Annotated in this window: 14 protein-coding genes; 10 read left to right on the forward strand and 4 right to left on the reverse strand. The window is 62.3% G+C overall.

The window, feature by feature from the left end; all coding sequences use genetic code 11:
- Positions 1–5 precede the first annotated feature (5 nt).
- The 4 genes from AV929_RS16465 to AV929_RS16480 all read left to right on the forward strand — a co-directional run bounded on the left by AV929_RS16465 (position 6) and on the right by AV929_RS16480 (position 3205).
- Positions 6–980 carry a methyl-accepting chemotaxis protein gene (locus tag AV929_RS16465; protein WP_064288758.1) on the forward strand — a complete coding sequence of 325 codons (975 nt, stop codon included), beginning with the start codon at positions 6–8 and terminating at the stop codon, positions 978–980.
- 98 nt (positions 981–1078) lie between these two features.
- Complete coding sequence (locus AV929_RS16470) at positions 1079–1894, forward strand: molybdopterin-synthase adenylyltransferase MoeB (RefSeq protein ID WP_014041259.1); 816 nt, start codon at positions 1079–1081, stop codon at positions 1892–1894.
- Positions 1895–2007: 113 nt separating this feature from the next.
- The gene (locus AV929_RS16475) at positions 2008–2379 is read left to right on the forward strand and encodes a DUF5658 family protein (RefSeq protein ID WP_050007092.1); all 372 of its coding nucleotides are present in this window, start codon (positions 2008–2010) and stop codon (positions 2377–2379) included.
- A 67-nt stretch (positions 2380–2446) separates the two neighbouring features.
- Positions 2447–3205, forward strand: a complete 759-nt coding sequence (locus tag AV929_RS16480) for an alpha/beta fold hydrolase (RefSeq protein WP_064288760.1) — start codon at positions 2447–2449, stop codon at positions 3203–3205.
- A gap of 24 nt (positions 3206–3229) precedes the next feature.
- Here AV929_RS16480 and AV929_RS16485 read toward each other — a convergent pair whose 3' ends face one another.
- Positions 3230–4141 (reverse strand): cobalamin-binding protein, encoded by a 912-nt coding sequence (locus AV929_RS16485; RefSeq protein WP_050037050.1) that lies wholly within the window; start codon positions 4139–4141, stop codon positions 3230–3232.
- A gap of 95 nt (positions 4142–4236) precedes the next feature.
- Here AV929_RS16485 and AV929_RS16490 point away from each other — a divergent pair, with 95 nt between their 5' ends.
- Positions 4237–4716: an RNA-binding protein gene (locus AV929_RS16490; protein WP_064288762.1), complete on the forward strand. Its 480-nt coding sequence runs from the start codon at positions 4237–4239 to the stop codon at positions 4714–4716.
- 26 nt (positions 4717–4742) lie between these two features.
- Here AV929_RS16490 and AV929_RS16495 read toward each other — a convergent pair whose 3' ends face one another.
- Entirely contained in the window at positions 4743–5162 is a 420-nt protein-coding gene (locus AV929_RS16495; protein ID WP_014041255.1) for a hypothetical protein, read from the reverse strand.
- A gap of 143 nt (positions 5163–5305) precedes the next feature.
- Here AV929_RS16495 and sepF point away from each other — a divergent pair, with 143 nt between their 5' ends.
- The 3 genes from sepF to AV929_RS16510 all read left to right on the forward strand — a co-directional run bounded on the left by sepF (position 5306) and on the right by AV929_RS16510 (position 7497).
- Positions 5306–5665 (forward strand): cell division protein SepF, encoded by a 360-nt coding sequence (gene sepF, locus AV929_RS16500; RefSeq protein ID WP_014041254.1) that lies wholly within the window; start codon positions 5306–5308, stop codon positions 5663–5665.
- A 123-nt stretch (positions 5666–5788) separates the two neighbouring features.
- Complete coding sequence (locus AV929_RS16505) at positions 5789–6733, forward strand: ABC transporter ATP-binding protein (protein ID WP_064288763.1); 945 nt, start codon at positions 5789–5791, stop codon at positions 6731–6733.
- Positions 6730–7497, forward strand: a complete 768-nt coding sequence (locus tag AV929_RS16510) for an ABC transporter permease (protein ID WP_014041252.1) — start codon at positions 6730–6732, stop codon at positions 7495–7497. The genes AV929_RS16505 and AV929_RS16510 overlap by 4 nt, the downstream gene beginning before the upstream one ends.
- Positions 7498–7904: 407 nt before the next feature.
- On the opposite strand, the gene AV929_RS16515 is transcribed toward AV929_RS16510, so the two are convergent.
- Together AV929_RS16515 and AV929_RS16520 are read right to left on the reverse strand one after the other, a co-directional pair.
- Positions 7905–8297, reverse strand: coding sequence for a DUF5611 family protein (locus AV929_RS16515; RefSeq protein ID WP_008308010.1), 393 nt, complete (start codon positions 8295–8297; stop codon positions 7905–7907).
- Between the two features lie 38 nt (positions 8298–8335).
- Positions 8336–9193, reverse strand: coding sequence for a hypothetical protein (locus AV929_RS16520; protein ID WP_014041251.1), 858 nt, complete (start codon positions 9191–9193; stop codon positions 8336–8338).
- A 149-nt stretch (positions 9194–9342) separates the two neighbouring features.
- Between AV929_RS16520 and AV929_RS16525 the strand changes: the two genes are divergently transcribed.
- Positions 9343–10683: a PKD domain-containing protein gene (locus AV929_RS16525; RefSeq protein WP_064288764.1), complete on the forward strand. Its 1341-nt coding sequence runs from the start codon at positions 9343–9345 to the stop codon at positions 10681–10683.
- Positions 10684–11150: 467 nt separating this feature from the next.
- Positions 11151–11816: a hypothetical protein gene (locus tag AV929_RS16530; protein ID WP_011224019.1), complete on the forward strand. Its 666-nt coding sequence runs from the start codon at positions 11151–11153 to the stop codon at positions 11814–11816.
- Positions 11817–12168: the final 352 nt, after the last annotated feature.

Consider the following 12168-nt stretch of genomic DNA (forward strand, 5'->3'; position numbering starts at 1 on the left):
CTACTATGGCTGAGAGACCGACGGAAAATGTAACGAACCAAACAGGGACGGGGATCGACACGGACATCCAGGACGACGTCGCGGAGAATATCGACACGGAGGCCGGCTACAGCCACACTGCAGCGAGCAAGATCCAGACGATGCTGGCCGAGCTGGAGGGCACGTCGGTCGGAATCGCGGAGGAAACTGCCGAGATCCGCGAACAGGCCGCCGAGCAGTACGAGGGACTGACAGACATCGCAAACGAGGTGTCGAACCTCTCGGCGTCGGTCGAGCAGATCGCCTCGTCGTCCGAAGAGGTGTCCGCGGCCTCCCGCGAAGCAAAGGAACTCGCCGAACGCGGGCAGGGGAACGCTGACGACGTCCACGAGGCGATGGAGAACATCCAGCAGGCGGCCGACAGCGTCGCCGAGGACGTCAAGACGATTCAGGAGAGCGTCGAGGAGATCGACGAGATCGTCGACGTCATCAACGACATCGCCGACCAGACCAACATGCTGGCGCTGAACGCGTCCATCGAGGCCGCTCGCGCCGGTGAGGCGGGCGAAGGGTTCGCCGTCGTCGCAAACGAGGTCAAGAGCCTCGCCGAGGAGTCACAGGAGCAGGCGACGACCATCGAGCAGATGATCGACGGCATTCAGGACGACACCGAGAACGCCGTCGAGAGCCTCGAAGAGAGCAACGAAGAGATCGACGACGGTATCGACACTGTCGAGGAGTCGACCGAAATCCTCGAAGAGATCGACGACACCGTCCGCGAGGTCAACAACGGTATCGAGGAGGTCGCTACGGCGACGGACCAGCAGGCCGCCTCGACCGAGGAAGTGGCCAGCATGATCGACCAGTCCACGGACGCAGCCGAGGATATCGCCGACGGTACGGCCGACATCGCCGAGGAATCCGATGAGCAAACCGACCTTCTCACCGACATCAATCAGGCGATAGACGATCTCGTCGCGGACCTCCAGCGCAACAACTGAGCGGCGAACTGTCCCGGCTGTTCGGATCAGCTCTGCGTCCCGAACGTGCCCCCCGCGACGAACCCGTCGTTTATTTCTCCGGGTGGCGTACGGCCACTATGCGACCGGATCTGGATCCAGAACAGCTTGACCGGTACTCCCGGCATATCATCATGAACGACGTGGGGCCGGAGGGCCAGGCCGCGCTGCTTGACACCGACGTGCTGGTCGTCGGGGCCGGCGGCCTCGGCGCACCGGTCCTCCAGTACCTCGCGGCTGCGGGCATCGGGCGGCTGGGTATCGTCGACGACGACGTGGTCGAGCGGTCGAACCTCCAGCGGCAGGTCATCCACGGCGACGACGATGTCGGCCGACCGAAGGTCGACAGCGCCGCCGAGTTCGTCACCGGCCTCAATCCCGACGTGACTGTCGATCGCCACGACCTGCGGCTGGCGCGGGAGAACGCGACCGACCTGGTAGCCGACTACGACATCGTCGTCGACGCCTCCGACAACTTCGCCACGCGGTTCCTCGTCAACGACGCCTGCACGCTGTCGGGGACGCCCTTCACCCACGGCGCGATTTTCCAGTTCGAGGGCCAGGTAACGACGTTCTCCGGCGACAGTCCGTGTTACCGCTGTCTGTTCCCCGAAGCGCCGCCGGAGGGAACCGTTCCCGACTGCGCGACCGCGGGCGTTCTCGGCGTCCTGCCGGGCACTATCGGGTGCATGCAAGCGACCGAGGTCGTCAAGCTCGCGATGGACTACGGCGAGACGCTGGAGGGGCGACTCGTCGCCTACGACGCCGCCGAGATGTCCTTCGAGGAAATCCCCGTCGCCGCCAACCCCGACTGCCCGGTGTGTGGCGAGGACCCGGCCATCGCGAGCGTCGCCGACGCAAGCTACGAGGGACGCTGTTCGCTCGCCGAGGACTGACCGACTCGCTCTGTACTGACCGGCTCGCCCTGTACTCGCCGCCAGTTTTCATGGCTGATACTGTGGAAGCGAGCTTTATGCGCCGACAACCGCGAGTATCGGTATCCCCTCACATGTCCAGCCCTGACCACGCATCGCATCCCCTCTCGGTTCGCCTCCAGATGCCCGGCTACGTCGAACTCGTGTTCTCGCTGGTGCTCGTCTGGGGCTTCGGCGATGCGCTGTCGACGCTGTTCGCCGCGCAGTTTGCCGGGCCGGGGCTGGAAGCAAACCCGTGGATACGGACCCTCCTTATTCACGAACCGCTGCTCGTAATCGCTTTGAAGATGGCCGTCGTCCTCTACGTCGGCGTCGTCCTGCTGGAGTGTCGCGACGTGGTCGAGCGGGTCCCGCTGTGGCGGGCCTGGTTTCTCTCGGTCGTGGCCCTCGGTGTCGTCGTCGTTCTCGGGAATACCTACGTCGGGCTGGTCGCTGCGGTAGTGTGACGCGAGAACGACTCCGTTCTGTCGATTCACAACGCTTTCGCACCGTCCCCCCGGAGTATCTGGCCCAATGGAGACACTCACGTCACCCGACGGGACCGCCATCGCGTACGACCGCCCTGGCGACGGACAACCGGTCGTGCTGGTGCATGGAACGACCGGCACGTCGGCGGTCTGGGACCGGTTTCGCTCTCAGTTACCCGACGGCTACACGCCCGTCGCGGTGGATCGGCGGGGCCGAGGCGAGAGCGGCGACGCCGACGACCACTCGCTCGCCCGCGAGGTCGACGACGTGGTCGCACTGATCGATTCGCTCCCGGGTGACCCAGTGCTGTTCGGTCACTCCTTCGGGGGGCTCTGTGCGCTGGAGGCCGCCAGAGAGACCGATATCGCCCAGCTAATTCTGTACGAACCGGCGATACTGGTCGGCGATCACCGCGACGGCGCACCGCTCGCGCCACGGCTCCGGGGCCACCTCGACGCGGGCGACCGTGAAGCCGTCATCGAGGCGTTCTTCCGCGAGACGAGCACCAGCGGCGACCCCTCGCAGTGGCCTACCGCCGAGCGTGCGCCGCTGGCCGAGACGGTCGTCCGGGAGAGCGCGGTCGTCGGGTCCTACGAACTCCCGGACTCGCTCACGGTCGATGCACCCACGCTACTCCTTGCTGGGTCCGAGAGTCCGGCGTATCTCCGCGACGGAATTCGGGCAATCGACGACGCGATGAGTGCTGCCACGTTCGTCGAACTATCCGATGTCGGCCACGTCGGTGTCTGGCGAGCCCCGGAAAAGGTCGGCGCGGCGGTTCGCTCGTTCCTCCCCGACCGCTGATGCCGCGTTCGGTACCCTGACAGTTTACGCCCGGAGCGCCGGCAGGTCTACAACCACATCTTGTGGCGGCGTCTCGAACAGGTCCGGGTGACACAGCGCCGCCAGGAACTCAAGCGTGTCCACGAGGCGCGGCCCCGACCGATTTACGTAGTGGTGGCCGTCCATCACGTACGCCCGGCCGTCCCGGACCGCAGTCAAATCGTCGAAGCCGGGCCGCTCGGTCAGGTCAGCGATGTTCTCGCGGGTCTGTGCCACGTCGAAGCCACAGGGCGCGGCCACCAGCACCTCGGGGTCGTAGTCGACGACCTCCTCCCACTCGCGGGGCCGGGAGTGAGCGCCCGCCTCTTCCATTCCATAGGTGCCGCCGGCTTTCCGGACCATCTCTGGCACCCAGTGCCCGCCGACCATCACCGGGTCGAGCCAGTCGAGCACCGCCACGCGGGGCGTCGTCTCGGCCCGCGCCGCTGTTGTCTCCACTGCTGCGACGCGGTCACGGAGGTCCGCGACGAGTTCGGCGGCGCGCTCGTCGCGCTTGATGGCTGCACCGACCCGGTGGATGGACTCGAACAGGTCGTCGAGGCTGTGGACGTCCAGCGTCAGCACGTCGGCGTCCAGTCCCAGTTCCTCGACAGCCTCAGCGACCACCACGTGGTCGACAGCACACACGTCACAGACGCCCTGGGTGACGATGAGGTCGGGGTCCAGTTCTGCCAGCGTCTCGCGGTCGATGGCGTAGACGCCGCCGTCCTCCTCGGCGGCCGCGACCTGCTCGTTGATCTCGCCGCTTGAGGCCGTCGGGTCGACACGCGAGCGATTGACTGACGGCTTCTCGCGGGCCGCCGGCGGATGGTCGCACTCGTGTGAGACGCCGACCGGCTCGACGCCGAGCGCGTAGACGATTTCCGTCGCCGAGGGCAGCAGCGTGACGACTCGCATACCCTGACCTTAGCCCGCGCGGACAAAAACCTGCGTCCGCCACACCGTCCGCACGGTTCGTTACGCTTACCCTCTGTCGCCGAGGAGACGCGGGTATGGAAGTCAAGTCGCGACACCACCTCCGTTCGGACGAGGTCGACACCATCACGACGGCGCTGTCGGACAACCTCGGTGTCGAACTCGACGCGGACAGCTTCGAGAAGGTCGAGTTCGACGACAGCGACTGGGACGTCGTCCTCGTCGATGGCGACCCGCTCGTCCTCTATCTGAACGGCGAACCGTTCCTGACCGTTCAGGGAGCTAATCAGTACCCGCCACAGAAACACGTCGTCACCGTCGATGCGGGGGCCGTCTCCTTTGTCTCGGACGGCGCTGACATCATGCGGCCGGGCATCACCGAGGCCGACGACGACATCAGCGAGGGCGACCTGGTCGTCATCAACGAGGAGTCCCACGGGAAGTTCCTCGCTGTCGGCCGCGCACAGACCGACGGCGACGACATGGTCGGCGACAGCGGAAAAGTCGTCAAGTCGCTGCACCACGTCGGCGACGACCTCTTCGAGTTCTCGGTGTAGCGCAGTCCACTGGTATCGCACTCCAGTCACACCAGCGGCCGAAGCCCGAACCGGTCGAGGGTACGGTCTATGCCGATTCTAGCAACCGCTTCGGCCACGCCAGCGCTCACGGCCACCCCGAGCAGCAGTGGCCAGACGGTGAGATACGACGACAACGGGTGGAGATGCGTCCCGTAGAACCACTGCGACACCGTGTTGCCAAGCAGCCAGAGCGTCACGAGGACTGGCGTAACAAGCGAGAGGCGGCTACAGAGATACAGCGGGACGGCACCTGTGAGGACCATCCCAACGGCGGCGTAGCCGGCCCCGAACGCGAGTGTCGTCGGGTCCTGCGACGAGAAATGGACGCCGCTTGCAAACAGCCACGACAGCACCCCGATGGCATAGACGACGCCACCGACGGCTGCGACGGTGCGGGGAGTCGTTCTGATGGAGGGCGGGCGCATCGCTGTCGGTGTTTGCTCCGCCGCTGAATAACGTTTTGTGTGGGACTCGCTGTTCCTGCTCGCCACCACGGCCGATCAGGGGTGCTGTGGCGACACGTTCGATGGACGAAAAGTTGAAACGGGTAGCGCACGCCGTGAGTGACATGGGACTGATGAGCAAGATCCTCGGGGAGTCTGGATCCTCTCGGAACACCGAGGATTACGTCGAACTGAACGCGAACGAATTCGAGATGACCGGGACGGAACTCGAACGCCAGGTTCGGATCGCCCGTATCAGCGACAAGCAGGACGTCATCGACATCAAAGACGCCGTCTACGACGGTGACGTGGTCGTCGCGGACATCACGCGCCACTCCACGCAGGACCGTACGATGGAACACATCAGCGACGAACTCAAGCAGGTCGCCAACGAGGTCGGTGGCGACATCGTCCAGAAGGACGACGACCAGCTCATCATCACGCCGGCTGGCGTCGGCATCTCCCGGGAACGCCTCGGTCAGTAGGATTGTGACAGCCCGGCCAACGGGACCTCGCCGTTCGGTCGATCTTGTCAGCTTGTATCAGTCTAACTGCCGGTTTTCGGGGGCTTCAATGCGTTTTTCGGTGTCGCCACGCTAAGGGCGGCAATGACTGAACCGGCGATACGCGCCAGTGGATTAGGGAAGCGCTACGGCGACGTCCAGGCGCTCGACGACCTAGAACTGACAGTCGAGCAGGGCGAGTTCTTCGGGCTGCTCGGGCCGAACGGAGCCGGCAAGACGACGTTTATCAACACGCTGGTCGGCCTCGTCCACAAAGACGCGGGGACCGCCGAGGTGTTCGGCTTCGACGTGGAGGACGACTACCGGGAGGCCCGCGACCGCATCGGCGTCGCGCCACAGGAGTTCAACGTCGACCGTTTCTTCCCCATCATCGAGGTGCTCGAACACAAGGCGGGCTACCACGGCATCGGTCGGGCCGAGGCCCGGGAGCGCGCCGAAGACGCGCTGAAGACGGTCGGTATCTGGGACAAGCGCGACACACGCTTCGACTGGCTCTCCGGCGGAATGAAACGGCGGTTCGTCCTCGCGCGCGCGCTCGTTTCCGACCCCGACCTGCTCATCCTCGACGAGCCGACGGCCGGGGTCGACGTCCAGCTCCGGCACGACCTCTGGGATATTATTAACCGGATGAACGACGCTGGGACGACGATTCTGCTGACGACCCACTACATCGAGGAGGCCGAACGCCTCTGTGACCGGGTCGCAATCATGGACGACGGGCGGAAAGTCGAAGTGGCGACCCCCGACGACCTGATGGCCCGCGGGACGGACACTATCGTCCTCGAACTCGCCGAGATGCCGCGGACGGCCCCGCGACTCGACGTGGAGGGGATCACCGACGTCGAACTGACTGACGAGGGTCTGGCTGTCACGGCGATGGGAGGGAGCCAGACCGCGCCGGCGATCATGCGCGACCTCGAAGCGCAGGATCACACCGTGACCTCGCTCGATATCCGCCGCGCGTCGCTCGAAGAGGTGTTCGTCGACATGACCCGCGACGACCGCGAGTACGCGGAGGTGTCCGCATGAACGCGAACGCGACGCAGTTCCTGACACTTGTTCGGCGGGAAATCCTCCGGTTCGTCCGCCGGCCGTACAACACCTTCCTCCCGCCGATTATCACGAACGCGCTGTATTTCTCCGTGTTCGGCGTGATTCTGGGGAGCCGGATTGGGGAAATTGCGGGCGTGAGCTACCTCCAGTTCGTCCTGCCCGGACTGGTCGTACTCGGGGCCATTTCGGACAGTTTTGAGAACGCCTCCTTCACTATCTTCCACGGGCGCTGGAACGACTACATCCAGGCTGTTCTCACTTCTCCGATGTCGAACCGGAGCATGGTGGCCGCCTATGTCTCGGCCAGCGCACTCCGGGGGGTCGTCACGTCACTGCTGATCGTCGGTGTGGGCCTGATATTCACCTCGGTTCCCGTCGCCAACCCCGTGTATCTCGTCTCGTTCCTGCTGGTGATTACCACACTGTTCGGCGGGCTCGGCGTCATCGGCGGCCTCTGGGCGAGCGACTTCGACTACCTGACAGTGATGAACCAGTTCATTCTCCGGCCGCTGGTGTTCTTCGGCGCGGTGTTCTACTCGCTCGAAGTCCTCCCGGCGTTCTGGCGGAACGTCTCGCTTCTCAATCCCATGGTGTACATGGTCAACGGCGTTCGCTACGGCATGATTGGCGTCACCGAAATCGATCCGAACACGTCGCTGGCCGTCCTGACCGGGACGACCGTGGTCGTGCTGTCAATCGACTACGTGCTGTTCAAGCGCGGTTACGGGCTCGCCGAGTAGCGCCGTTCTGACTCTCGAATCTTTCCGATCAACGGCTGCATTTTGTCGTCGATATCGCGCCGATGAAACGGGAATGCCGGCTCGGTAACTGACCTGGCCGCGCTCGAATGCCGGATTGGGTCCGCTCCGGCGGGCGGACAAACTATGACAGGCTGCCCCGGAGCTGGCTCCGTGGCAACACGAGGGGTGTCTCGTGCCCCGGATACTTGTGCGCGCCTCCGGGTGAGGCGTATGTGAACCTATGCCACAAGCGTATTTAGATGTGACGCCCGTCTGACGCTGCGTGATACTGGCGGTACTCAGTGTCGATATCGAAGAATTTCCGGATGGCTACGCGGGCCGTGCCGAACCGATACGCAGTACCAGCCTGCCGGCACTCGCGGACTGCGTGCGCCCGACGACCGTCGTTAGACGTTGTCCGGGGCGTCGGCGTCGTCCTCGACCGAGCGCTTCAGTGAGTCGCGTCGTGCCTTCGCGTCGCGGTCGGTCGCCTCCTCCAGGAAATCGTTCTTGATAGCGACGGCGTCCTCGGCCGCATCGACGTTGCCCTCGGCGATGACGTCCTCTGCCGGTCGCTCGTCGATGTGGAGTGCGATCTTGTCTTTCTTCGAGCCGTACTCGACGCGGCCCGCGACGACCCGGTCGAACACGGGGTTGTCGGGGTCGTCGACGACCAGCAGGTCGTTGCCTTCGTACTCTTCTGTATCCGTTACTTCGCCGAAGTACTCCTCGACGAACGCTTCCATGTCAGGGACGCGGTCTTCGAGATGCTCGCCCCGTCGCATCTTGTACTCTCGCATGGGCGAGTTTTTGCGAGGGGCTGTCTTACCCTTTGCGTTCACTCCTCGCCCCGGGTGATAAGTGACCCTTTGTGACACTCCGGACAGAAGTCCCCAGCGCGCAACGACGTCGATTCCACCTCGGTGGTGAACCCACACTCCGGACAGGCGAACTCGCCTTCCGGAACCGTCACGGCGCTGTCGCTGGTCGGTTCGACGCTCGAATCGTCGTCCGTTCCGGTATCGACCGGCATCGTCTCCGGCGACCAGCCGTCCCCGTCGTCCCCCGGTTCATCGGGCCATTCGCCCGGCTGGCGGTCGTCGCCGGCCGACTCCGATTCCTCTTCCTCGCCGAGAATGAGCCCGTCGTCTTTCTCCGGGTCGGTCTCGTCTTCGGTTACCGGCTCCTCGCCTTCGGCGTCCGGGACGTCGACCGTCGTCGTCGGCTCGTCCAGTTCCACGTCGCCGCTTTCTTCCTCGCCATCGTCACTGTCGTCGATAATCTCGGCGTCGTCAGCCGACGGATCAACCGGTTCCCCGGCGTCTACGCTTTCGTCGCCGATTCCTGTGTCGTCCGGTGCTTCGACCGGGTCGTCGACGCTATCCCAGCCACCCGAGCGCTCCGATTCCTCGTCTGTGGGTTCGGCCGCGCTATCAGCAGGTTCGTCTTCTGGCGGTGACTCGGTCCCCGCCGTTTCGGATTCGGACTCGTCTTCGACGAGGTCGCTGGCGATGTCCGACGGCGTCTCGATTGCCGTGACCTCCTTGTTCTCCGAGACGATCCGCGTATTTCCACACCGCTCACAGGTCTCCCGTTCCTGGATGGTGATGACGACTTCGCTACCCTGCTCTTCGCGCTCGCGCTCGACGGTGGTCTCACCGTACTTGTGCCCGAGGACGGAACATTTGAGACCCATTGCCAGAACTTCCCACCGTGGCGTACTTAAACCCTGCCCGTTGGCTCCACCGCTCGTGACAGAACGCTACCCTGTTTCGCGACGCTGCTACATTAATTTCAGCACAGCTTGTGAAATTTTATAACTGGAAGCGGTACTACGTTACGCCAATGCAGCGGATGACGACGCTCGTGGTGTCGGTCCTCGCCCTCTCGGCGCTTCTCGGCGGGACAGCGGTGGCGGCCGAGAACCAGCCACCGCTTGCCGACGCCGGACTGGACCAGTCCGTCGAGCGAGCAACGACGGTCCAGCTGGACGCTAACGGCTCGCGCGACCCCGACGGCACAATCGAAGATACCGAGTGGTCCATCGAAACGCCGGACGGCACGACGCGCACGCCCGACTGCCAGACCTGCGTCCAGACGACGTTTTCACCAGCCGACACCGGCCAGTACAACGTTACTGTCACCGTCACTGATGATGACGGCGCGTCGCGCTCGGACACGCTCCACGTCGACGTGGTGGCCGCTGGTGGGCCGTCAGTCTCGATGTCGGCCCCGTCTGCGGTACCCGCTGGCCTCCGGCGGAATCTGACTGCAAACGCGACTGCCGGTGATGCCGACCTCCGAACGCTCGCGTGGGTCGTCAACGGCACCGCCCAGAACCAGACACGACTCGCCGGTGAGAACGGGACCGCGACCATTACGCACACGTTCAACGACTCCGGCTCCGTGTCCGTCCGTGCGGTCGCCTACGATGCCCACGGACGGCGCGGCGTCGCCAATCGAACGGTTCAGGTCGCCGACTCGTCCGGCAACGGTGGCGGCGGCAGTAATTGCCCGGGTGGTAGCGGAAGCTACTACGTTGACGGGCAGAACAAGGGCTGTACTTCGGCCGCGATGAAGATCGGCGATACGTGGGTTGATACTGACGGGAAAGACGGCCTGTGGGTCCATGTGGATGGCGAGCTAACCAAAATCGCGAACGAAGACGAGTTGAACGACCTCTCTGCGGACGGCTATGGCGGCACATTCACTGAAGAGACTATCGATACTCGGACGGACGCGATAGAGGAGGAATTAGAAGAACAAACCAACAAGAACGGTGACGATGGTGGTGACGGTGGCAGTGTTGACGACGGCAGCGGTGACGGTGGAAGTACTCGTCCGGCCTCAAGTGTGCCGAACAACCTGATGAATCCCGGCGGAGGAGATGATGACGACGGTAGAGATGATGACGACGATGGAGGCTTTGATTGGACGTACGATGATAATAACGGTGGCAATGATGACGGTGACAGCAGCGACGACAGTAGCAGCAGTGACGACGATGATGATGACGATGGCGGTGAAAATGATGACAACAGTGATGGCGACGAAGACAACGGCGGCTGGTTCGGCGGCGGTGGTGATGACGATGACGACGACGGCGGTTGGTTAGGTGGCGGCAATGATGACGACGATGATAGTAGCGACGACGATGACGGCGGGGGCGGTTGGAGCTTCTGGTAACGTGTTTACTTCTCTATTTTAATGCTTAGATTTATAACAGACAGAAAATAGATTCAAGATAGGATGTGCTGTAGGGGAAAGACCGGAGAGGTAGTTGCCTACCTATTAGCGACCGAAGCAGGGACTCTCCTGCTCTCAGTTGTTGCTCCGATCATCACGCGGACGGATGCCCGTGAGTACTTGTCTGCGTACTCATGGGCTCCCGGTATCCAGTCTGATGATGGCTCCGTTAGTACCTTGTGTATATCCGTCCACGTAGTTGTCTCGGCCGCTCTAACTGATGGAATCGCACTTTTCGCCTCTAGTGACGGAACTGCGCCTGATTCACCACCTGCGGGAGGTGATGGAAATGAGTCAACGGTTGGTTGGATACCCGAACCAACGCCAACTCCGACTGAGATTCCGACCCTCTCGCCTGTTAAATCAGAAACCGATAATACAGACACTAACAACGAGAATAAAAAGCCATGACAAAGAGAAAAACAATCTTTAGCAGTGTTGCTATAGCCCTCTTGATTATTTCCGGCGGTTGTTCCGGATTTGTGGGAGGTGGCGAGCCTGTCGAAGAGACAGCCACACCAACGCAGACGCCAGAACCGACGCCTACCACTACCCCTTCCCCAACGCCCGAGCCAACCGCAACCACACCAGTAGCCACTGAAGAACCTGAAACAGAGACTGAGTCCGACAGTGGAGAGCTCACCAAAGCGGAGAAATTCGAGAAGTTCGACGAGAATGTTCACAGACTCTATCGAGGGGACGATGATAACCGAACCCTCGTTGAGACAGAAACCCATCCAGAGAACGACTCATACCATCTTACGGTGAAGATGCGTGATACCACGAACCGGACAAAGACCGTCGAGGACCGACTTAACCCTCTCTGGAAGTACTACGCCATTGTGAAAGACTATAACTACGGCGACACTTACCCAGAGCGGGACCACACGTATATTCCCGATACGGTCAACGTGACCTTCCTCCGAGAGGACGGAAAGAAGTTCCAAACTAGCTACATCAAGTACCTCTGGGCATACAATTACGCCAATGATGAGTGGTCGCTCCGTGTCCTTATGGGGAAGTATTCAACAACGTTTGACGAGGGTCCGGCCTATCATGATAAGTGGGAGTAGCGAACCGCATAGAACAGTACCATTAGTCAGATCGTTCATTTAATATCTCCATATCGACCGACATTAATTCGTATTTTATTATGTCGATGGGTATAGTGTCGATATTCGTTTGCATCCTATTCCTGTTGTGCGAACTATTCTCTCCCGGACACAACAAGACGTTCGTTAGGCGGCATGGAATTTCCAAAATTACACAAGGAGGGGAGATTTCGCCCTCCGACTTGCCGGTAGCGGTGCGGCGTAACTGATTTTCTGGACCTTTGTGATATAGAGAGCGAGAATACGGGCAAAGACGAGAGAAGCGAGTGCAGAACTCATAGTGGCCGAGCAAATCATGCCGGCTGCTCCGGCA

The organism is Haloarcula sp. K1, assembly GCF_001647155.1.
Taxonomy (GTDB): Archaea; Halobacteriota; Halobacteria; order Halobacteriales; family Haloarculaceae; genus Haloarcula; species Haloarcula hispanica.

What these genes read in the sequence shown, in the direction of transcription:
- AV929_RS16465 (WP_064288758.1), top strand. Translation starts at nt 6, where the DNA reads ATGGCTGAGAGACCGACGGAAAATGTAACGAACCAAACAGGGACGGGG.
- AV929_RS16470 (WP_014041259.1), top strand. Translation starts at nt 1,079, where the DNA reads ATGCGACCGGATCTGGATCCAGAACAGCTTGACCGGTACTCCCGGCAT.
- AV929_RS16475 (WP_050007092.1), top strand. Translation starts at nt 2,008, where the DNA reads ATGTCCAGCCCTGACCACGCATCGCATCCCCTCTCGGTTCGCCTCCAG.
- AV929_RS16480 (WP_064288760.1), top strand. Translation starts at nt 2,447, where the DNA reads ATGGAGACACTCACGTCACCCGACGGGACCGCCATCGCGTACGACCGC.
- AV929_RS16485 (WP_050037050.1), bottom strand. Translation starts at nt 4,141, where the DNA reads ATGCGAGTCGTCACGCTGCTGCCCTCGGCGACGGAAATCGTCTACGCG.
- AV929_RS16490 (WP_064288762.1), top strand. Translation starts at nt 4,237, where the DNA reads ATGGAAGTCAAGTCGCGACACCACCTCCGTTCGGACGAGGTCGACACC.
- AV929_RS16495 (WP_014041255.1), bottom strand. Translation starts at nt 5,162, where the DNA reads ATGCGCCCGCCCTCCATCAGAACGACTCCCCGCACCGTCGCAGCCGTC.
- sepF (WP_014041254.1), top strand. Translation starts at nt 5,306, where the DNA reads ATGGGACTGATGAGCAAGATCCTCGGGGAGTCTGGATCCTCTCGGAAC.
- AV929_RS16505 (WP_064288763.1), top strand. Translation starts at nt 5,789, where the DNA reads ATGACTGAACCGGCGATACGCGCCAGTGGATTAGGGAAGCGCTACGGC.
- AV929_RS16510 (WP_014041252.1), top strand. Translation starts at nt 6,730, where the DNA reads ATGAACGCGAACGCGACGCAGTTCCTGACACTTGTTCGGCGGGAAATC.
- AV929_RS16515 (WP_008308010.1), bottom strand. Translation starts at nt 8,297, where the DNA reads ATGCGAGAGTACAAGATGCGACGGGGCGAGCATCTCGAAGACCGCGTC.
- AV929_RS16520 (WP_014041251.1), bottom strand. Translation starts at nt 9,193, where the DNA reads ATGGGTCTCAAATGTTCCGTCCTCGGGCACAAGTACGGTGAGACCACC.
- AV929_RS16525 (WP_064288764.1), top strand. Translation starts at nt 9,343, where the DNA reads ATGCAGCGGATGACGACGCTCGTGGTGTCGGTCCTCGCCCTCTCGGCG.
- AV929_RS16530 (WP_011224019.1), top strand. Translation starts at nt 11,151, where the DNA reads ATGACAAAGAGAAAAACAATCTTTAGCAGTGTTGCTATAGCCCTCTTG.